Origin of the sequence: Mycobacterium sp. ITM-2016-00318, assembly GCF_002968285.2 — a bacterium.
Taxonomy (GTDB): domain Bacteria; phylum Actinomycetota; class Actinomycetes; order Mycobacteriales; family Mycobacteriaceae; genus Mycobacterium.
Window position 1 is genome coordinate 2429111 of the sequence record NZ_CP134400.1, and the last position, 20518, is coordinate 2449628.

Consider the following 20518-nt stretch of genomic DNA (forward strand, 5'->3'; position numbering starts at 1 on the left):
CCGTATGGCCGGGACAGTCGCTGTCGAAAGCAGGTTCGCTGTCGGCGAATCGTGGCACCATGTCGACGTGGTGCCCAAACCCTCAGGGGTGGTGACGTTCCTGTTCACCGATATCGAGGGCTCGACCCGTCGGTGGGAGTCGGACGCGTGTTCGATGCGGCGAGCGATGGTCGCTCACGACGAGGTCATGCGTGACACCGTTGCGGCGCACGACGGTTGGTTGTTCAAGCACACCGGTGATGGGGTATGCGCGGCGTTCGCCTCCCCCCGCTCCGCCGTCGACGCCGCGATCGACGCGCAGCGTGCTCTGGAGTTGCCAGTGCGGATGGGTATCGCGACTGGCGAGGCGGACCTGCGCGGCGAGGACTACTTCGGCACCGCGCTGAGCCGCGTCGCACGCGTGATGTCGGCCGGCCACGGCGGCCAGATCCTGGTGGACGGTGTCACCGCGCAACTGCTCACGGGCGTCGATCTGGTTGCCATGGGCTCTCGGCGGCTGCGCGACATCGTCAGGCCGGTCGAGGTGTTCCAGGTGCAGGCGGGTGGTCTGCGCTCGGATTTCCCGCCGCTGAAGACAGGCGAGTCGATGCCGGGCAACCTGAGGCCGCCGACCACGCGGCTGATCGGCCGCGGGTCGGAGCTTGTCGACATCGCGTCGGCACTCAAGGCAAACCAGCTGGTCACGCTGACCGGCGTGGGCGGGGTCGGCAAGACTCGGCTCGCGCTTGACGTGGCAGCCCGGGCGGCATCAGATTTCCCCGACGGCGTATGGGTCATCGAGCTGGCGGCGGTCACCGATCCGGCAGCGGTGTCCGACGCCGTGGCGGCAGTGCTCGGTATCACTCACCGGCCGGGCATGACGCTGACCGACAGCATCGCCTCGGCGCTGGCGGGGCGGTCGCGTCTACTGCTTTTCGACAACTGTGAGCATGTTGTGAGCGCGGCCGCCGATATTGTCGAGGCGATCCTCTCGCGCTCAACCACCGTCAAGATCCTCGCGACCAGCCGCGAGGGCCTTCGGGTGGCCGACGAACGACTGTGGCCGGTGCCGTCGCTGGATACGGAAAGCGCATCGGACTCCGCGGCGGCAACGTTGTTCACCGAGCGTGCGGAAGCCGCGGTGCCGGGTGTCAGCTTGGAAGCGTCTGCGGTGCACGAGATCTGCCTACGTCTCGACGGAATCCCATTGGCTATCGAGCTGGCCGCGTCACGCATCGTGTCGATGACGGTGACCGAGGTGCGCGACCGACTCAACGATCGGTTCCGGCTCTTGGTCGGATCTCGTCGTGGGCTCGAGCGCCATCAGACACTGCGGCACGCCGTGCAGTGGTCCTACGACCTCCTCGAAGGTGACGAGCAGATGCTGCTCAAGCGGTGTGCGGTATTCGCAGGCGGGTTCGATCTTGCGGGGGCGTGCGCAGTGGCCGACTCCGACGACGAGTTTGCGATCATGGACCTTCTCGACGCATTGGTGCGCAAGTCATTACTGATTGTCGACAGGTCAACGGGTTGCACCCGATTCTCGATGCTGGAGACCATTCGGCAGTTCGCCGAAGATCAGCTCGTCGCTGACGGACTCGCAGACGTTGCCCGCGATGCACACTCGCGATTCTTCGGCGGCCTCGAAGCCGATGTCGTCGCGCTGTGGGACAGTCCGCGACAGCGTGCGGCCTACGACTGGTTCGCCAGCGAGCTTGCGAACCTTCGCATCGCGTTTCGGTGGGCCACCGACAGGGGCGACATCGACACCGCCGCCACCATCGTCGAATACGCGTTCATCGGCACCATGATTGAACAGTACGAACCGGCGGGCTGGGCCGAGGAGCTCATCGAACCGGCGAAGGCTGCCGACCACCCGAAGCTCGCGACCATGTACATGGTTGCCTGTCAATGTGGTTGGGTCGGCCGAGTAGAGGACGCGATTCGGTACAGCGAAAACGGTGTCAAGTTGCTCGGAAAAGACCCCTACGACAGATCCCCGCTGCACTACGAGGCAACCTTGGGTAGCCCCTACATAGCGCCCGGTCTGCCCGAACGGTGGCAAGCAGTCGCACGGCAGATACTGGAGCAGATCGAGGACAACCACGGACATACCCGCGCTTCGTTGGTCATGGCACTGGCCCTCGGTGGCGCACATGAGGAGGCGATGGTCCTGACGGACGGACTCGTCGAATTGGCCGAATCCACTCACAATCCCTTCTCGCTCGCGCAAGTGCTCGTCGCCGTCGCATTGGCTTACCGCTATTCGGATCCGCATACCGCGCTGGAAGCCCTGCGGCGTGCACTGGCGATCGCTCAAGACAGTGGCAATCGATTCATCGAATCACACGTCGCGGTGACGCTGGCTCCGCTCGAGGCGCAACACGGCTCACCGGACGCGGCGTTGGGCTGTCTGAGGCTGGCGATCTCCAACTACCTCGATTCGGGGAACACCGCGACGTTGCACAGTCCGCTGGCGAACCTTTCGAGCCTATTGCACCAACTCGGTCATCATGAAGCTGCGGCCTCCATCGCAGAGTTCGCCGACGACCCGCTGACCCGCATAGCCTTCTCCCAAATCACCACGACCATCGCGCAACTGCGGGCGTTGCTCGGTGTTGATCGCTACGAGACGCTCGCAGGAATCGGCAGTGCGATGACCAACGCCGAGATGGCGAATTACGCCTTCGCGCAGATCGACTTGGCCCGCGCCCAACTGCGCTGACGCTGACCAAAACGCGGAAAACTCGCTGAATAGCGGTTATGCGGGTTGTGCGCACAAGCGCGCCACGATGCGCCCGGATCCATAACTTCATTCCTGTCCCAGCTACATCGGAGCTACTCAGGAGAACTGATATGAACACAACCGCATCGCGTGGCGTCATCGGGTGGGTTGCCGCGCCCGTAGCCGCCGCAGGCATCTTCGCAAGCACATTGGGCATGTCCGCCGTCGCCCATGCGGCGACGGCGGTCCCCGGTGTCAACACGCGCACCTCGGGAATGGTGCTGTCCAAGGAGTACACCTCTGAGCAGAAAGAGGAGCACGGCGGGCCCGCGAAGGCCATCGATTCGCAGCTGCAGCAGGAGGCGGCGCAGCCCGACAGCCCTGCCAAGCAGGAGGCCAATGAACTGCGGGGCGACATCAAGGCCGAAGAAGTCAAAGAGGACGCGCTCAACAAGGTCGAGTCGTTGGCGAATGTCCAGACGCCGGAGCCGAAATCGCATGCTTACGTGTTGAAGAACCCGGTGCACAAGCACCTGGGAATGATGAAGGCCGGCTTTTCGCAGGTGGCGCGTTGAGCCGATCCGGGTTCAGCGAGCCGACAGCGTCGCCTTGAGAACATCGAGCGGCAGCCCACCGAGATCGAGCGCGCGGCGGTGGAATTCCTTCAAAGGCACTCCACCGCCGACGATTTCGTCACGCAGCTGCTGCCAGATCCGTTGCCCGACCGCGTACGACGGAGCCTGACCGGGCCAGCCTAGGTAGCGGTCAAGCTCGAACCGGAGGTTGGCCTCCTTCATCGCGCTATGCGACTGCAGGAAAACCCAGGCTCTGTCGGCGTCCCAGATGCCGCCGTCGGGTGCTGTCATACCGCAGTGCACGCCGATGTCGATCACCACGCGCGCGGCCCGGAACCGTTGCGCATCAAGCATTCCCATCCGATTACCTGCGTCGTCGAGCCACCCGAGCTCGGCCATCAGTCGCTCGGCGTACAGCGCCCAGCCCTCGCCGTGCCCCGACACCCAGCAACCCAGTCGACGCCAGCGATTGAGCTGGTCGGCCAACACCACGGCGCGCCCGATCTGCAGGTGGTGTCCAGGAACGCCCTCGTGGAAGACGGTGGTGGTCTCCTGCCAGGTGTGAAATGTGTCGACGCCCGGTGGCACCGACCACCACATCCGGCCGGGCCTGGTCAGGTCCTCCGACGGGCCGGTGTAGTAGATCCCCCCGGTATGGGTCGGCGCGATCCGGCATTCCAGGCTTCGTAGCGGCTCAGCGATCTCGAAATGCGTGTCCGCCAATGCGTCCACCACCCGGTCTGACAGTTCCTGCATCCAGGCCTGCAGGTTATCGGTGCCCTCGACGACGTAGCGCGGCTCGTCGTCGAGGCGGCGGAGCGCCTCGGCCACCGACGATTCCGGATAGAGCCGGTGGGCGACGGATTCCTGTTCGGCCACAATGGCTTCCAGACGTTGCAGGCCCCATGCGTAGGTTTCGTCGAAGTCGATCTCTGCGCCGAGGTAGACCCGGGAGAACAGCCGGTAGGCGTCGCGGCCGAACGCGTCGTCGCCACGGGCGTGCGGACCGACCTCCTCGCGCAGCGTGGCAGCCAATTCGCTGTAGGCGCCCGCCGCCGCTACGGCATGTTCATGGAGTTCGGCGTGCAGCGCGTCGTTGCCGGGTGCGGCGTCGGCGACCATGTCGAGAAACAGCTGCTGGATCGTCCCCGCCTGCTCGATACCGCGAGCTACCTGGCGGACCGCGGGCGGCCGCCCCGCCGCGACCGCTGCGCGAAGCGAGGCCGCGTAGCCCGTGACGCGGTCGGGCACCCGCGACATGCGCCTGCTGATCATGCGCCAGTCGTCCTCGGTGTCGGTGGACATCAGGTCGAACACATCGCGCATCGACTGCAGCGGCGACGCGATCACGTTGAGCTCGCCGACGTCGAGCCCCGCATCGTTCAGTTCGACTTGAATGTCGAGTCGTTCCCGCATCGCCGCGACGGTGACGGCATCGACGTCGTCGTCCGGCGCGACGCCGTCCAGTTCGCGCAGGGTGGCGCGGGCGGCGTCGGCACGCGCGGTCACGGCGTCGGGGGAGTAGTCGGTGATTTCGTCATCGAAGCCGGCGATGCCCATTTCCGTTGCCGCGCAGGGATCGAGCGCGGCAAAGGTCGCAAGATAGTCCTCTGCTACGGCATCGACTCCGGTGGCGCGCCTACCCAAGGTCGCGCGTTGTGAAGGTGTTGCACTTGTTCGGATCGCCGGTCTGGTATCCGATCGTGAACCACTTCTGTCGTTGCTCGGATGATCCGTGCGTCCACGACTCGGGATTGACCCGGCCCGTGGCCTGCTCCTGGATCCGGTCGTCGCCGACGGAGGCGGCGGCCGACAGCGCATCCCTGATGTTGTCGTCGGTCAGCGGCTTGAGGAACGGCACATCGGTGCCCTCCTGCTTCGTGATCGCCGCGTAATGCGCCCACACGCCCGCGTAGCAGTCGGCCTGCAGTTCGGTGCGCACGCCGCTGCCCGTGGGGCCCTGGGCGCCCTGCTGCGCCCGCCCGAGCGTGCCCTGCAAATTCTGCACGTGATGCCCGAACTCGTGGGCGACGACGTACTCCTGCGCCAATGGTCCTCCGCTGGAACCGAACTGGGTCTTCAGGACCTCGAAGAAATCGGTGTCGAAGTACGCGGTCCGGTCGACGGGGCAGTAGAACGGCCCGACATCGCTGGTCGCCGGACCGCACCGGGTGTCGACCGAGCCGCTGAACAGCTCCACGCGCGGACGGGTGTAGCCGCGTAGCAACTGTTCCCACACCGCATCGAGGGAATTGCCGGTCGCCACCACGCGGCACTGGGGGATCGTGTTGGCGTCCTCTCCGGTCTTGCACTGGCTGAGGTCGAATCCCGGGGCGGCGTAACCCTGGTCGGCGTAGGCCCCCTGATCCTGCGGGATCACCGAGCCCGGGTTCACCCCGAGCAGCAGCGCGACCACCACGATGAGCAGGCCGCCGAAGCCTCCGCCGATCGCCATTCCGCGACCCGGTCCTCGGCCACCTCCGCTGCTCGACGTGGTGCTGGTGTCGATCTGCATACCCTCGTTGAAGGTCATGGCTGCCAGCTTTGCACACTACGATTCGGGTGTGTCAGCTGTTGTCGGACATTCGGCCGTCGTGCACACGGATGCAGGGGACCTGCGCGGTACCGCCGAAGCAACGGACGCGAGAAGCACAGGAGTGCGGCGCGTGAGCGTCTGGCGCGGCGTCCCGTATGCCCAGCAGCCGGTCGGCGACCGGCGGTTCCTCGGGCCCGGCCCGCTGGCTCCATGGTCGGGGGTCCGCGACGCCGTCGAGCACGGCCCGTTGCCGCCGCAGAGCAAGTCGTTCGTCGGCGGCGGCCGGGACGATCCGAAGGTTCGCGACGAGGCGTGCCTGACGTTGACGGTGTGGTCTCCGGACACCTCCGCCTCGCTGCCGGTGATGGTGTGGATCCCGGGTGGGGCGTTCGTGTTCGGCGCCGGCCAGTTCCAGCTCTACAACGGATCGCGGTTGGCGGCCAACGGGAATGTCGTGGTCGTCAACATCACCTACCGGATAGGTGTTTTCGGCGGATTCGAACTCAGCGATCTCGGTGACGGGTTCGACGACAACCTCGCGTTGCGCGATCAGCTGGCCGCGTTGCGTTGGATTCAGCGCAACATCGCGTCATTCGGCGGTGATCCCGACCGGATCACCGTTTTCGGCGAATCGGCCGGGGGCACCTCGGTGCTCGCGCTGCTGGCCAGTCCGGCCGCCGACGGACTCTTCCGCCGGGCGATCGCGCAGAGCCCGGCACTGCCCCTGATCGCCGACCGTGAGCTACGGGCCAGGCGCGCACACGAGTTCCTGCAGCGGCTCGGTGTGCCCGCCGAGGAGGTCAAAGCCCTGCCGCAACGGCAACTGCGCCGCGCCGCGGGGCGGCTGCAGCTGAAGAGCGCCGCGACGACGCCGACGCTGGCGTACGGGCTGACCTACGGTGTGGACCTGCTGCCGAAACACCCGGTCGACGCCGCCCGCGACGGTTCGCTGGCCAAGACCCCGTTGATCATCGGCACCAACAGCCATGAGGCGTCGATGTTCGCATGGACCAAGCCGCCGATGCTGCCCACGACGACCGCCTCGATCGACACCTACATCGAACGGGTGGCGCCCGACGCGCGGGAGCGGCTGCTGGCGGCGTATCCGGACTACCCGCGGCGGCGCGACCTGCTGGCGTTCGGCTCCGACGTCATGTTCGGTGCTCCGACGTGGGCCTTCGCCGACGCGTACAGCGCACACGCACCGACCCACATGTACCGGTTCGACCACTTCGGCTTCAGCCTGCGGATGCTCGGTCTCGGCGCGACGCATGGCAGCGAGATCGTGCACATCCAGCACAGCTACGGCTCGTTCCTCGGCCGCAAGATGCACCCGCTCGGACGACGGCTGGCCCCCTCAGTCGGCAAGCGCATGCAACGGGCATGGCTGGACTTTTCGGCGCAGGGTTGGCAGACAGGTGAAATCGAGTGGTCGAGCGGTCAGGACTGGCCACGCTACGACGCCGAGCGGCGGCTGACCCGGATCATCCAGTCGTCCCGCGACACGGTGGTGTCCGACCCCGACGGCGGGCGCCGCGAGGCGTGGGCGGGCCTCTACTGAGCCGCCATCGGGTACCGCTTCTCGGAGTAGTCGCGCAGGTTGTAGAGGAACTTCTGGAAGAGCCACGACATCACGGGTCGGCCGAGCGACATGCCGAGCCTGGCGGCCCTTCCGTTCGGCTCCATCGCCATCACCCAAGTGAGATGGCAGCCGTCGGCGGTGGGGTCGATTCGGTAGTCCTCGGCGAACGCCTTGATGCTTGCACTTGATGCCGCGTTGAACCGAAAGGCCATGTGCGCGAATGGCTCCCAGGCCAAGTATTCTTCGTCGCCGACGATGCCGCCGCGCATGTTGACGACCCGGGTGGTGCCGACCCCGTGCGGCTGTGGGCTCGTCCACGTCACCTTCGTGATCACTGTCGCCCAGTGCGGCCACGATTCGGCGTCATCGAGCACCTCCCACACCTGTTCAGGCATGATCGGAAGGTCGACGGTGCTGACGAACCGATACGGCGCGTTGTCGATGAAGTCCAACTCGACGCGTTCGCAAGGCTTCATGGCATACAAGTTAGACGACAGTGGCTAGTCCATAGCTCGAGCCAGCGCAATGTGGCCCTGTAGTTCCGTTTCCACCGCACGTGCGCGATAGCGGTCCCACAGAAGCCGGAACTTCTCATCCTCGCCGCGAGCTTTCGCCAGAAGTGCGGTAAGGCGCATCAACGGCAATTCGTGATAGACGAACCCGCCTTCGACGGGCATGGACGCCAGTCGATCGACGGCGGCAGCTGCTGTGTCGACGTCCTCGTCGTGGCCTCGGTGCAGCAGCGCTTCAACGAGTACCGTCGTCGCCCAGCCGATGTTGATGTGCTCACCGCAGTTCAATTCCTCCTCCAGGACGTCGTGTGCAAGTTGCACAGCTGAGTCGAGGTCGCCTAGTCGGATTTTCTCGGCCGCGACGTCCAGATCCGCACACCATGCGGCGATGATCGTGTAACGGTGTTCGCGCCCCAGCCGCGCGGCCTTGGCGAGCAGTTCGAATCCTTTGTCGCGGTCAGTGTCGTCACGGCGCACCAGAACCAGTCCGTGGGCGAACTCGGCGTTGACGAGCGTGAAGTCGTCGGCGCCGTGCCGAGCTATGTCGAGCGCCTCGGTGGTTTCGCGCAGCGCCTCGTCGTCGGGCTCCAACGCCCAATTCAAGACCGAGATGTATTTGAACTGAACGACCCCGCAGAAGCTGAATTGGTCGACTTTGCGAGCCATGTCGACAGCCTGGTCGAAATCGTCGCGCCAACCCGGAATGCCAAAGCAGCAGCGGGCGGACGCCCGCAACGCGAGCATGAAGGCCAGTGGAGAACCGATGATGAGGGCGCCGAAGGACGGGTCGCCCCCCGACAACTCGATCCCGTACTCGCACAGCCTCAGAGATTCGCGGATCTCACCTGCATTCCACTTGGTCAGTATCGGCGGGAGCAGCATCGCCACCGTCAACTCCGGGTCGCCGAAGGACTCCAACACGCTCACATATTCGGTGGCCAGATCCGATGCCTCGGTGAATCGACCGTGAAAGTTCAACATCTGGATGAGCCCGGTCATGCCCATCGCCATAGAGCGATTGTCTCCGGCTTGCATCGCGAGCTCACGCAACTCATCGAACCGCACATCGGCAAGCTCACCGCCGACCCGCCAGATGGTCGCGCACAACAACGTCCGCGGCGCTATGCGCATCGCAGGTCGCTCCGGAGCCTCGGCAGGCATTTCGTCGGCGACGCCGACGGCTCGCTGCCAGCTCATCCGTGCCGCCCGGATATCGCGGTGGGTCGACCACCCACCCGCCCGCATATGCCAATCGAACGCCGCGCGCAGATCGCCCGCCGACTCGAGATGAGTGGCGATCAAGGCAGCGTTCGCGTCGACCGAATGAGCATCTCGTTGTTCGATCGCGTCTGCGATCCTGCGATGGAGTACCGCGCGACCGGCCCTCAGTTGTGATTCGTAGGCCACGGCGCGGAGGAGGGGATGTCGGAAGGCGAATTCGCCCGAATCCGTCACTGGCTCGATGAGTTCGGCGTCGATGAGAGTGGGAAGCTCGTCGTCGTCGATAATTTCTGCGAGCAGATCGCGACTGAACCGCGTTCCGATGACCGATGCCGCGTTCAACGTCCGTTTGGCTGCCGAATCGAGGCGGTCGACGCGAGCTGCGATGGTCGCTTGGACGGTAGCGGGAACGGCCACATCGCCGTCCCCAAGACAAATGTAGGCGCCTCGTTCGCCTCCTATCACGCGACGTTCGACGAGATCGCGGACCATTTCCTCCGTGAAAAAAGGATTGCCGCCGCTGCGTTCGGCAATCTGCGTCGACAGTCGTGCGAGCGTGGGATTCGATCCGAGAAGTTCGGCGGTGAGGGTGGACGCTTCTGCTCGATCCAGCGGCGCCAGCGAGATCGACGTCATGCCGGTCAGCGCGCCGTGGTACTCCGGCCGATGGGTAACCAGCACGAGCGACGGCGTCTTGGATATGACCGCGACCAACTCCGCGAGCATCGACTCGCTGACGGTATCGATCCAATGGGCATCCTCGATAACGAAGATGGCCGGGGTGCGTCGTCTTACCAGCACGGTTTCGAGTAACCGCGCCACGCGTCGCCTGCGCGCGTCCGGGTCGATTGCCATGGCTGGTTGCTCTGCGTCGCGAATGCCCAACAGATCGTCAAGCAACAGAATGTCGTTGGGATCTGCGTCGGGCAGCGACGATCGCAATTTCTCGCGGGCTGCCTCCGAATCGAGCTCGACAACTCCGAAAAAGCCACGAAGGAAGCGTGCCGCAACGTGGAAGGGGATGTCCTTGAAGTGGGACTCGCAGTATGTCTTGATCACCGTGAGTTGGCGGTCACCTGCGATCCTCAACAGCTCGCGTGTGACTCGGCTTTTACCGATGCCGGGTGGTCCGACGATGCCGACCACATATCCGTCCCCAGCGATCGCTCGCTCCAGCACGGTGGTGAGACGGGTTAACTCGGCGCTGCGGCCGACCAACGGAGATTCGCGCCTACTCGACCAGCGGTCCCCCAAGTGGACCGTCAGCAACCGACGAGCGAGCACCGGCTCGTCGGATCCCTTGATCCGCACCGGCTCGGGGTCACCGAGGTCGGCTACTGACTCCACAAGTCGAGCCGTGGACTCGCTGATCATCACGCCACCCGGTGGTGCGGTCGATTCCATGCGCTGGGCCATGCCAACGTGCCGGCCGGATACGGTGTAGCCCATTGGTCCTGAACCGATGTCGCCCGCGACGACTTCGCCCGAGTTCAGTCCGACGCGCAATTTGAGAGCGACGCCGTACCGGTGTTCGAAATCGTTCGCGAGACTGCGTGCTTCGGCTTGGACGTCGAGCGCAGCCAGACATGCGCGGACGGCGTGGTCCTCCATCGCAACAGGTGCGCCGAACAGCGCCATGAAGCCGTCGCCAGTGAACTGGTTCACCGTGCCACCGAACCGCCGGACCGCCGAACCTGAGCGCTCGACGAGCTCGGTCATCAACTCGCGTAGCCGCTCCGGGCCCAACGTGGCGGCGATGTCCATCGAACGAACGACGTCGGCGAAAAGGACCGTCACCTGCTTGTATTCTGCCGTCTGCTGGCTGGGCTCAAACGCGGTTCCGCAGTTGTCGCAGAACCGCGCAACGTCCCTTAGCGCAGTCATTCCGCACGCAGAGCAGCGCACGTGTGCACTGTATCCAGGGCCGTCGCTTGCCGCGGCCAATAGCGCAACGGGAAGGCTTCATGGCCATTCCGGTGAGAACACGGTCCTAGCCGATCGCTAGACCGGCGCGCCGGACCGATTCTCGGTATAGCGGCGCAATCGCTTCAAGGCACGGCGAATGGCGGTGTAGCCACCGCGAATATCCACGATGCGGCGACTGCCGACCTTTCGCGTCGCAGATGTGGTCCAGGTCGCCTTGGCGATGAGCCGAACCACTGAGGCCATGCGTCGGCGTCGGCGAGTAACTCCCACAGATGGTGAGCGGAGACGGCTATGTCGACGGTGGAGCGGGTCCGGTACGGGCGGTGTCGAAGAAAGTCCGGGCCGACGCGCTCGCACGAAAAGAGTGGGACCACCGCCCGGCCCTAGCCGGGGCCGTCGCTGGCGGCGGCCAACAGCGCGACGACGCCGTCGCTGATCGGCGTCGCCAGCCCGTGTCGGGCGCCTTTGCGCGAGATGACGCCGTTGCGGATGTCCCACTCCAGCCGCCGATGCGCCTCGCGGTCGGTGAGCATTGAGGTCGTCATGTCCTCCGGCGCCTTGGCGAACAGTCCCACGATCTCGTCGACGACGTCATCGCCGAGCTTTGCGCCCTCGGCCCGCGCCACCGCGAGACATTCGGCGAGATAGCGGCGCGACAACGCGGCGATGTCGTCGCGGCGGAACATCCCGGAGCGGCGACCAGTCAGCACCATCAGATCGGCCAGCGCGTTCACCAGCAGCTTGCGCCACGCGGCGGTGACGAAGTCCTCGTCGAGTTCGACGGTGACGTCGGAGCCTCGCATGAGATCCGCGAGTCGATGAGCGCCGTTCGATTCGGGTAGCACCAGTCGGACGCCGGTGCGCAGCCGGACCCATCCGTTCGGGTGCGGCTCTGCGGAGAACCAGACGACCGCGGGCACGACTACCGACGACGGGCACAGCGGACCGACCCGTTCGATCTGCTCGACGCCGTTCTGAAGCGCACACACCACGGTGCGGTGGTCGCAGAGCTTGGCCAACCAGCCCGACGCGCTCTGATTCTGGGTGTCCTTGACGGCCAGCAGTACGACCTCCGCCGGGCCGTCGACATCGGCGGGATCAGTGAGTACCGGTCCCGGCACGACGATCGGATCGCTGTCGTCGGGCCTGACCTCGATGTGATCGCGCGGTGAGTGACCGCAGAGCAGCACCGAATGGCCCGCGGCGTGCAGCAGAGCCGCCATGGTGGAACCGATCGCCCCTGGGCCGACGACCGCGATGGGTGCACCCACACGGCCAAGCTACCGGCCGAAACACCCCCACTAGACTGTGGCGGTCCTGTCGTCAGGCAATTCCCAGGGAGTCATCAGTGCTGCGCAGCCATGCCGCCGGTTCGTTAAGGGCCACCGATGCCGGTCAGACGGTGACCTTGGCCGGTTGGGTTGCCCGCCGACGCGACCACGGCGGTGTGATCTTCATCGACCTGCGCGACGCGTCGGGGGTGTCGCAGGTGGTGTTCCGGGACGCCGGCGTGCTGGCGGCCGCGCACCGGCTGCGCGCCGAGTTCTGTGTGGCCGTCGAGGGCGTCGTCGAGGCGCGGCCGGAGGGCAACGCCAACCCGGAGATCGCCACCGGCGACATCGAGGTGAACGCCACATCGCTGACGGTGCTCGCCGAGAGCGCGCCGCTGCCGTTCCAGCTCGACGAGAAGGCAGGCGAGGAGGCGCGGCTCAAATACCGCTACCTCGACCTGCGACGCGAAGGACCCGGTCACGCTATTCGGTTGCGGTCCAAGGTCAACGCGGCCGCGCGCGGTGTGTTGGCGGCCCATGACTTCGTCGAGATCGAGACGCCGACGATGACACGGTCGACGCCCGAGGGCGCACGCGACTTCCTGGTGCCCGCGCGGCTGCAGCCCGGATCCTTCTACGCGCTGCCGCAGAGCCCGCAGTTGTTCAAGCAGCTGCTGATGGTGGCAGGCATGGAGCGCTACTACCAGATCGCGCGGTGCTACCGCGACGAGGACTTCCGCGCCGACCGGCAGCCGGAGTTCACGCAGCTGGACATGGAGATGAGCTTCGTCGACGCCGACGATGTGATGGCGGTGTCTGAGGAGGTCCTCAAGGCGATCTGGGCGCTGATCGGCTACGACCTGCCGACGCCCATCCCGCGGATGACGTACGAGGAGGCGATGCGGCGGTTCGGCTCCGACAAACCGGATCTGCGCTTCGGTCTCGAACTCGTCGACTGCACAGAGTTTTTCGCTGACACCCAATTCCGGGTTTTCCAGGCAGCCCATGTGGGCGCGGTGGTGATGCCGGGTGGCGCGGCACAGCCGCGGCGCACGCTCGACGGCTGGCAGGAGTTCGCCAAACAGCGCGGCCACAAAGGTCTCGCGTACGTGCTGGTCGCCGAGGACGGCACCCTCGGCGGTCCCGTCGCCAAGAACCTCACCGACGCCGAACGCGACGGTCTGGCGGCCCATGTCGGCGCCGAGCCGGGGGACTGCATCTTCTTCGCGGCGGGAACGGCGAAGTCGGCCCGTGCGCTGCTCGGCGCAACGCGAATCGAGATCGCCACGCGCCTCGGCATGGTCGACCCCGCGGCGTGGGAGTTCGTCTGGATCGTGGACTGGCCGTTGTTCGAACCCGCTGACGAGGCGACGGCTTCCGGTGATGTGGCCGTCGGCTCGGGTGCGTGGACAGCGGTGCACCACGCCTTCACGGCGCCCAAGCCCGAGTCGGAGGCGACGTTCGATACCGAGCCCGGCACCGCGCTGGCCAACGCCTACGACATCGTGCTCAACGGAAACGAGATCGGCGGCGGGTCGATCCGTATTCACCGCCGCGACATCCAGGAGCGGGTGTTCGCGATGATGGGCATCGACCACGACGAGGCGCAGGAGAAATTCGGATTCCTGTTGGACGCCTTCGCGTTCGGTGCACCGCCGCACGGCGGCATCGCGTTCGGCTGGGATCGCATCGTGGCCCTGCTCGGCGGCTACGACTCGATTCGCGAAGTGATCGCGTTCCCGAAGTCCGGCGGTGGCGTCGACCCGTTGACCGGCGCGCCCGCGCCCATCACGGCGCAGCAGCGTAAGGAATCGGGAATCGATGCCAAGCCGCAGAGGCTGGAGGACAGATGAGCGAGGTTTTCAGCGCGGACGCAATGAAGGAATTCAACGAGAAGCTCGTCGAGGTATTCAGGGCCAACGGCGGCAAGGTGGGCGGCCAGTTCGCGGGCGCGGATCTGTTGCTGCTGACCACGACGGGCGCCAAGTCGGGTCAGCCGCGGCTGGCACCGCTGGCGTACTTCACCATTGACGACAAGATGATCATCATCGGGTCGAAGGCGGGCGCCGACACGAATCCTGACTGGGTGCACAACCTGCGGGCCAACCCGAGCGCACACATCGAGGTCGGCGTCGACGCCTACGACGTCACCAGCCGCGAACTGCCGCGCGACGAGCGCGATGCGTTGTTCGACAAAGTCGTCGCCGCCGCGCCGGGTTTCGGTGAGTACCAGGCGAAGACGTCGCGCATCATTCCGCTTTTCGAGCTGCAGAGGGTTTGATTTTGCACTCAGGGTCGCAGAAGGCACCTGACCACGACCCTGAGCGCAAAACCGGCTCTGGTTACAACCGCTCGATGATGGTGGCGTTGGCCATGCCGCCTGCTTCACACATCGTCTGAAGTGCATAGCGCCCGCCGCGCTGCTCCAACGCATTGACCATCGTCGTCATGATCCGGACGCCGCTCGCGCCGAGCGGGTGCCCGATCGCGATCGCGCCGCCGTTGACATTCGTCTTCGCCAGATCGGCTCCGACGTCGTGCGCCCAGCTCAGCACGACCGGCGCGAACGCCTCGTTGACCTCGAACAGGTCGACGTCGGCGATCGCGAGGCCGGCGCGCTGCAACACCTTCTCGGTGGCCGGGATGACGCCGGTCAGCATGTACAGCGGATCCGAGCCGACGACCGTGGCCGTGTGAATGCGGGCCAGCGGTCGCAGGCCGAGGCGCTTGGCGACCTCGGAGGTCGTGATGAGCACGGCTGCGCTGCCGTCAGACAGCGGCGAGGAGTTGCCCGCGGTGATCTCCCAGGTGATCTGGGGGAAGCGCGCCTCATACGCCGGGTTGTAGAACGCAGGCTTCAAGCCGGCCAGCGTCTCGACCGTCGTACCGGGACGGATGATCTCGTCGGTCGCAAGGCCCGCGATCAGGGCCAACTCATTGTCGAAGCGCCCCTCTTTCGTTGCGGCGGCGGCCTTTTCGTGGCTGCTCGCAGAGAATTCGTCGAGCTGCTGACGCGAGAATCCCCACTCGGCGGCGATCAGTTCGGCGCTGATGCCCTGCGGCACGAGACCTTCGGGATAGCGCTGCGCCATCGCGCCGAAGGGGTCGCTGCCCGGCAGGACGCTCGACCCCATCGGCACGCGGCCCATCGATTCGACGCCGGCCGCGACCACGATGTCGTAGGCACCGGAGATCACGCCCTGGGCGGCGAAGCTGATCGCCTGCTGGCTGCTTCCGCACTGGCGGTCGACAGTGGTGCCGGGCACGGATTCGGGGAAGCCGGCGCCCAGCAGCGCATTACGGGCGATGTTGGCGGCCTGGTCGCCGACCTGCGTGACCGCCCCCGCGATGACGTCGTCGATCTGCGAGGGGTCGACGCCCGTGCGCGTCACGAGTTCTTTCAGGCTGTGGGCCAGCAGGTCGACGGGCAGAACGTCGTGCAGTGCGCCGCCTGCCTTGCCCTTCCCGACGGGGGTGCGAACCGCCCCGACGATTACTGCGTCCCGACCTACGTATCCGGCCATCTCCGCCTCCTGTGACTCACCGCTGAGTACTTCTTTCTATACCCAGCTATACCACCTGGGTATACTAGGAACAACTCAGAGGCGGGGTGAATTCCATGACAGTTCTGCAGGGCAGGCTTGCCGATCGAGACGCATGGTCGGCGGTGGGCGAGTGCCCGATCGAGAAGACGATGGCGTTGCTCGGCACGAAGTCGGCGATGCTGATCCTCCGGGAGGCGTACTACGGCACCACCCGGTTCGACGACTTCTGCACACGCGTCGGCATCACAAGGGCCGCTGCGTCGGCCCGGCTCAACGAGCTGGTCGACGCGGGTCTGCTGACCCGGCGGCCGTACCGCGAGCCGGGGCAGCGCGCCCGCGAGGAGTACGTGTTGACGCCCGCGGGCACCGAATTCATGCCGGTGGTTTGGGCGATGTTCGAGTGGGGCCGTAAGCATCTGCCGCACCGCTCGCCGCTGCAGCTGGCCCATGCCGGCTGCGGCGCAAAGGCCGGAGTCGAGATCCGCTGCGCGAAGGGACACGACGTGCCCGCCGGCGAGCTGGCCGTGCGGATCGCAAGCCGTTAGCCCCAGGTCAGCAGTTAGTGCTGATCTCGAACGTCGCGGTGGTGGTCTGGTTGGGCTTGTCGGCGAACGCCCCTTGTGCCTCGCCGCGGACGGTGAACTTGCCCTGGTTCACCTTGGCAGAGGCCTTGCCGAGGTTGTCGTCCCAGTAGGTGCCGGAGAAATTGCCCAAGTTGCGGATGTCCACCGTCTGGGCGGTGATCGGGTCGCCCAACTGGATCGTCGCGGTGAACCCGGGCTCCTTGTCCAGCGTCTCGATCGTCCAGCTCTGGCCGACCTGAGAACACACGACCGGTTGCAGCGATCTGGTGGCCTCGCCGTTGATGATCACCTTGGCGTCATGGGTGGCCAGTGCGGCGGGTGGACTGGAGCAACCGGCGACACCGGCGGCTACGAGGAAAGCGACTGCGGCAGGAAACCGGCGCTTCATGAATGTGAATCCCCCTCTACGACGAACTCGGCAACACAGGTGACAGTAGAGCAGCCTGCGCCGGCGGAGGGACAGTCGCACCATATTGCGCCATCCATGCCACTACTGTGCCGACAATGCTGCACCTACGCGTCATCACCCCGCCTGACGTTCGCGATCGGCTGATCGATGCCCTGAACGACAACCCCGGCGTTGCGCACCTGGTGGTTCACCGGGGTGCCGCACTTGACCCGCCGGGCGACGAAGTCACCGCCGACATCGCGCGTGAGTCGGCCAACGACGTCATCGACACCCTGAAGGAACTCGGCGTGAAGGAACGCGGGGCGATCACCCTCGACGAGATCGACACGGTGCTGTCCATCCGGGCCTACCGAGCCGAGCAGCGAGCGGTCGGCGATCCCGCCGACGCCGTGGTGTGGGACGAACTGGCCGCGAGGACACGCGAGGAATCCAGCCTGAACGTCGCCTACATGACGTTTCTGTGCCTGGCCTGTCTCATTGCCGCTATCGGCGTCGTCACCGACTCGCCCGTCACCGTGGTCGGTGCGATGGTGGTCGGGCCGGAGTTCGGGCCGTTGGCTGCCGTGGCCGTGGCGCTGGTACGGCGCAAGGCGTACCTCGCGCGGCGCGCTGCGGCTGCTCTGCTGATCGGGTTTCCCATCGCGATGGCGGTCACTACGCTGCTCGTGCTGGCGGGCGAAGCGATCGGCTGGATCGAGGTGACCAGCACTCGGGAGCTCACCGAAGTGGACTTCATCTTCCAGGTTGGCCCGCTGTCGTTCATCATCGCGCTGCTCGCAGGGGCGGCCGGAATGCTGTCGTTGGTCTCGGCGAAATCCTCTGCTCTGGTGGGCGTGCTCATCTCGGTGATGACGGTGCCCGCAGCGGGCTTCGCCGTCGTCGCCGCGACCGTCGGCGACTGGGATATCGCCGCCAAGTCGAGTGTCCAGCTGGCGGTGAACCTTGCGGGTATCGTGCTCGCCGCTGTTTTCGTGCTCTGGGTGAGGGGTCTGGCAGACCGTCGGCACTGGCACATGGTGCGCTGACAGGCCATTGCCTACGTAGTCTTCAGAACTGATGGCACTCACCGCGGCTGGTCCGCACGACATCGACAACCCGCTGGCCGAGTACCGCGTGGCACGGGCTCAGCGGGCATTGTTCGATGCACGGGGTAGTACGGTCGGCGGCTACGACGAATTCGTCGATGCGGCAGGCGGCGTCCGGCCGGCTTGGCTAGAACTGGCCGAGGGCATCGCCGAGCGCGGCCGTGACGGTCTCGAACGGCTGCGCGCCGTTGTGCGCAGTCTCGTCGACAACGACGGCATCACCTATGTCCGGCCGGACGGCGTCGACCAGGGCGGCTGGAATCTCGATGCCTTGCCGCTGGTGATCTCGGCGTCGGACTGGGACACGCTGGAATCCGGTCTCGTGCAACGCTCCCGGTTGCTCGACGCGGTGCTCACCGACCTGTACGGCGAACGTCGGTCGGTCACGAGCGGGGTGTTCCCGCCGCAGCTGCTGTTCGCCCATCCCGGATACATTCGAGCAGCGCGCGGTATCGAGGTGCCCGGCAGGCATCAACTGTTCATGCACGCCTGTGACATCAGCCGGTCCGCCGACGGTGTGTTCCAGGTCAACGCCGACTGGACGCAGGCGCCGTCGGGCGCCGGTTACGCACTGGCCGACCGCCGGGTCGTCGCGCGTGCGGTACCCGACCTCTACGAGCGGATCGGTCCGCGCCCCGCCTCGCCGTGGGCGCAGGCGCTGCGCCTGGCCTTGATCGACGCCGCACCCGAAGCGGCCGAGGAGCCGGTCGTGGTGGTGCTCAGCCCGGGCATCCACTCCCAGAACGCCTTCGACCACGCATACGTAGCCAGCGTGCTCGGCTTCCCGCTGGTGGAGAGCGCCGACCTGGTGGTGCGGGACGGCAAGCTGTGGATGCGGTCGCTCGGCACCCTCAAACGAGTCGACGTGGTGTTGCGGCGGGTGGACGCCGAATACTCCGATCCGCTTGAACTACGGGCGGATTCGCGTCTCGGCGTGGTTGGCCTCGTCGAGGCGCTGCGCAGGGGAGCGGTGACCGTGGTGAACACGCTGGGCAGCGGCATCCTGGAAAGTCCCGGCATGCTCCGCTTCCTGCCGGAGCTGTCGGCGGCCCTGCTCGGTGAGGCACCGCTGGTTGAGACGGCGCCGGTGTACTGGGGAGGGATCAACACGGAGCGGTCGCACCTGCTGACCCGGATGGCGTCGCTGTTGATCAGACCGGTCGACGGCGGTGAAACGATCGTCGGACCCGCGCTGACTGCCGCTCAACGCAAAGAACTCGGCGTCCGCATCGAGGCCGCGCCATGGCAGTGGGTCGGTCAGGAACTGCCGCAGTTCTCGTCCGCGCCGACCGACGCCCAGCCCGGCGGCCTGTCGGCGGCCAACGTCGGAATGCGGTTGTTCACGGTGGCTCAGCGCGGCGGTTACGCGCCCATGATCGGTGGCCTCGGTTACCTGCTTGCGTCGGGGAACGCCGCCTACCGAATGAAAACAGTTGCCGCAAAGGATATCTGGGTCCGAAGCCCGGCGCGTGTCACAGCAGAACGGATCCTGACGACTCCGGTCGAGTCGCCCGCTGCGACACCGAGCGCGACGCTTGGGGTGAGCTCTCCGCGCGTACTGGCGGACCTCTTCTGGATGGGACGTTACGCCGAACGCGCCGAGAACACCGCACGGCTGCTGACCGCCACCCGGGAGCGCTATCACGAGTTCCGCTACCGGCAGGACGTGGACGGCAGCGAGTGCGTGCCGGTTCTGCTGTTCACACTGGGCAGGATCACCGGTACCGATACCGGCGCCGACGGGGACTCCGCCGAGATGATCGCGACCGCGCCGACGACGTTGTGGTCGCTGACCGCCGACCGGCGTCGCCCCGGCTCGCTTGCCCAGTCGGTCGAAAGACTCGGTTCGGCCGCGCGCGCGGTACGCGACCAGATGTCCAACGACACCTGGATGGTGTTGGCGGCCGTGGAACGTGCGGTGTTGCACCGCGGCCGGGGGTTGCCGGACTCACGCACCGAAGGCGAGGCGTATCTCGTTTCGGCGCACCGGGAAACACTCGCCGGGATGCTGGCGCTATCCGGGCTGGCCGCCGAATCGATGGTGCATGACGTCGGCTGGACCATGATGGACATCGGCAAGCGCATCGAGCGGGGCCTCGCGCTCACCGCGCTGCTCGGCGCGACGTTGACCACGGCCCGCAGCCCTGGCGCGGAGCAGACCGTCACCGAATCCGCGTTGGTCGCCTGCGAGTCCTCGGTCATCTATCGCAGACGCAATCTAGGCGCGGTGAACATCTCGGCGGTGGCCGATCTGGTGCTCCTTGACGCCGAGAACCCGCGGTCGCTGGTGTACCAGTTCGAGCGGCTGCGTATCGACCTCAAGGCGCTCGGCTCGGCGCGACCGGAACGGATGGTCGACGAGATCGGTGCCAAGCTGCGCAGGATCGATCCCGCCGAACTCGAGCGGGTCGCCGCCGACGGAATGCGAAGTGCGTTCGCCGAACTGCTCGACGGGCTGCACGTCGATCTGCGTGAGTTGGCCGGTCTGATCACCGCCACGCATCTGGCACTACCCGGGGGAATGCAACCGCTGTGGGGCCCCGCCGAGCGCAGGGAGGTGCCGTGAGC

The 20518-nt window shown here is 66.2% G+C and carries 15 protein-coding genes; 8 read left to right on the forward strand and 7 right to left on the reverse strand.

Translation table 11 applies throughout. The features are described 5' to 3' along the window. The first annotated feature begins 4 nt into the window (after positions 1–4). Positions 5–2704 carry an NB-ARC domain-containing protein gene (locus tag C6A82_RS11895; protein WP_105346915.1) on the forward strand — a complete coding sequence of 900 codons (2700 nt, stop codon included), beginning with the start codon at positions 5–7 and terminating at the stop codon, positions 2702–2704. Positions 2705–2835: 131 nt separating this feature from the next. After that, positions 2836–3279, forward strand: a complete 444-nt coding sequence (locus C6A82_RS11900) for a hypothetical protein (protein ID WP_105346916.1) — start codon at positions 2836–2838, stop codon at positions 3277–3279. Between the two features lie 12 nt (positions 3280–3291). On the opposite strand, the gene C6A82_RS11905 is transcribed toward C6A82_RS11900, so the two are convergent. After that, the gene (locus tag C6A82_RS11905; RefSeq protein ID WP_105346917.1) at positions 3292–4926 is read right to left on the reverse strand and encodes a DUF885 domain-containing protein; all 1635 of its coding nucleotides are present in this window, start codon (positions 4924–4926) and stop codon (positions 3292–3294) included. Further along, positions 4919–5812: a neutral zinc metallopeptidase gene (locus C6A82_RS11910; RefSeq protein WP_311101800.1), complete on the reverse strand. Its 894-nt coding sequence runs from the start codon at positions 5810–5812 to the stop codon at positions 4919–4921. Before C6A82_RS11910 ends, C6A82_RS11905 begins: the two co-directional genes overlap by 8 nt. Here C6A82_RS11910 and C6A82_RS11915 point away from each other — a divergent pair. Beyond that, positions 5811–7376 carry a carboxylesterase/lipase family protein gene (locus C6A82_RS11915; protein WP_396836795.1) on the forward strand — a complete coding sequence of 522 codons (1566 nt, stop codon included), beginning with the start codon at positions 5811–5813 and terminating at the stop codon, positions 7374–7376. The two genes, C6A82_RS11910 and C6A82_RS11915, sit on opposite strands and share 2 nt — an antisense overlap. On the opposite strand, the gene C6A82_RS11920 is transcribed toward C6A82_RS11915, so the two are convergent. The 3 genes from C6A82_RS11920 to C6A82_RS11930 form a co-directional block, all read right to left on the reverse strand. Further along, complete coding sequence (locus C6A82_RS11920) at positions 7370–7873, reverse strand: SRPBCC family protein (RefSeq protein ID WP_105346836.1); 504 nt, start codon at positions 7871–7873, stop codon at positions 7370–7372. The two genes, C6A82_RS11915 and C6A82_RS11920, sit on opposite strands and share 7 nt — an antisense overlap. A gap of 24 nt (positions 7874–7897) precedes the next feature. Then, positions 7898–11014: an adenylate/guanylate cyclase domain-containing protein gene (locus C6A82_RS11925; RefSeq protein ID WP_105346838.1), complete on the reverse strand. Its 3117-nt coding sequence runs from the start codon at positions 11012–11014 to the stop codon at positions 7898–7900. Positions 11015–11439: 425 nt separating this feature from the next. After that, the gene (locus tag C6A82_RS11930; RefSeq protein ID WP_105346840.1) at positions 11440–12327 is read right to left on the reverse strand and encodes an oxidoreductase; all 888 of its coding nucleotides are present in this window, start codon (positions 12325–12327) and stop codon (positions 11440–11442) included. Positions 12328–12404: 77 nt separating this feature from the next. Here C6A82_RS11930 and aspS point away from each other — a divergent pair, with 77 nt between their 5' ends. Both aspS and C6A82_RS11940 read left to right on the forward strand, forming a co-directional pair. Further along, positions 12405–14180 carry an aspartate--tRNA ligase gene (gene aspS / locus C6A82_RS11935; RefSeq protein ID WP_105346842.1) on the forward strand — a complete coding sequence of 592 codons (1776 nt, stop codon included), beginning with the start codon at positions 12405–12407 and terminating at the stop codon, positions 14178–14180. After that, positions 14177–14608 (forward strand): nitroreductase family deazaflavin-dependent oxidoreductase, encoded by a 432-nt coding sequence (locus tag C6A82_RS11940; RefSeq protein WP_105346844.1) that lies wholly within the window; start codon positions 14177–14179, stop codon positions 14606–14608. The genes aspS and C6A82_RS11940 overlap by 4 nt, the downstream gene beginning before the upstream one ends. 61 nt (positions 14609–14669) lie before the next feature. On the opposite strand, the gene C6A82_RS11945 is transcribed toward C6A82_RS11940, so the two are convergent. Beyond that, entirely contained in the window at positions 14670–15851 is a 1182-nt protein-coding gene (locus tag C6A82_RS11945; RefSeq protein WP_105346846.1) for a thiolase family protein, read from the reverse strand. Between the two features lie 95 nt (positions 15852–15946). Here C6A82_RS11945 and C6A82_RS11950 point away from each other — a divergent pair, with 95 nt between their 5' ends. After that, a complete protein-coding gene (locus C6A82_RS11950; protein ID WP_105346848.1) occupies positions 15947–16417 on the forward strand; it encodes a helix-turn-helix domain-containing protein in 471 nt (156 codons plus the stop codon). 7 nt (positions 16418–16424) lie between these two features. Here the strand turns inward: C6A82_RS11950 and C6A82_RS11955 are convergent, their stop codons facing one another. Then, positions 16425–16844, reverse strand: coding sequence for a lipoprotein LpqH (locus C6A82_RS11955; RefSeq protein WP_158261654.1), 420 nt, complete (start codon positions 16842–16844; stop codon positions 16425–16427). 116 nt (positions 16845–16960) lie between these two features. Here C6A82_RS11955 and C6A82_RS11960 point away from each other — a divergent pair, with 116 nt between their 5' ends. Together C6A82_RS11960 and C6A82_RS11965 are read left to right on the forward strand one after the other, a co-directional pair. Then, positions 16961–17890: a DUF389 domain-containing protein gene (locus tag C6A82_RS11960; protein ID WP_105346851.1), complete on the forward strand. Its 930-nt coding sequence runs from the start codon at positions 16961–16963 to the stop codon at positions 17888–17890. Between the two features lie 31 nt (positions 17891–17921). Next, on the forward strand, positions 17922–20516 hold the full coding sequence (locus C6A82_RS11965; protein ID WP_105346853.1) for a circularly permuted type 2 ATP-grasp protein: 2595 nt from the start codon (positions 17922–17924) through the stop codon (positions 20514–20516). Positions 20517–20518 lie beyond the last annotated feature (2 nt).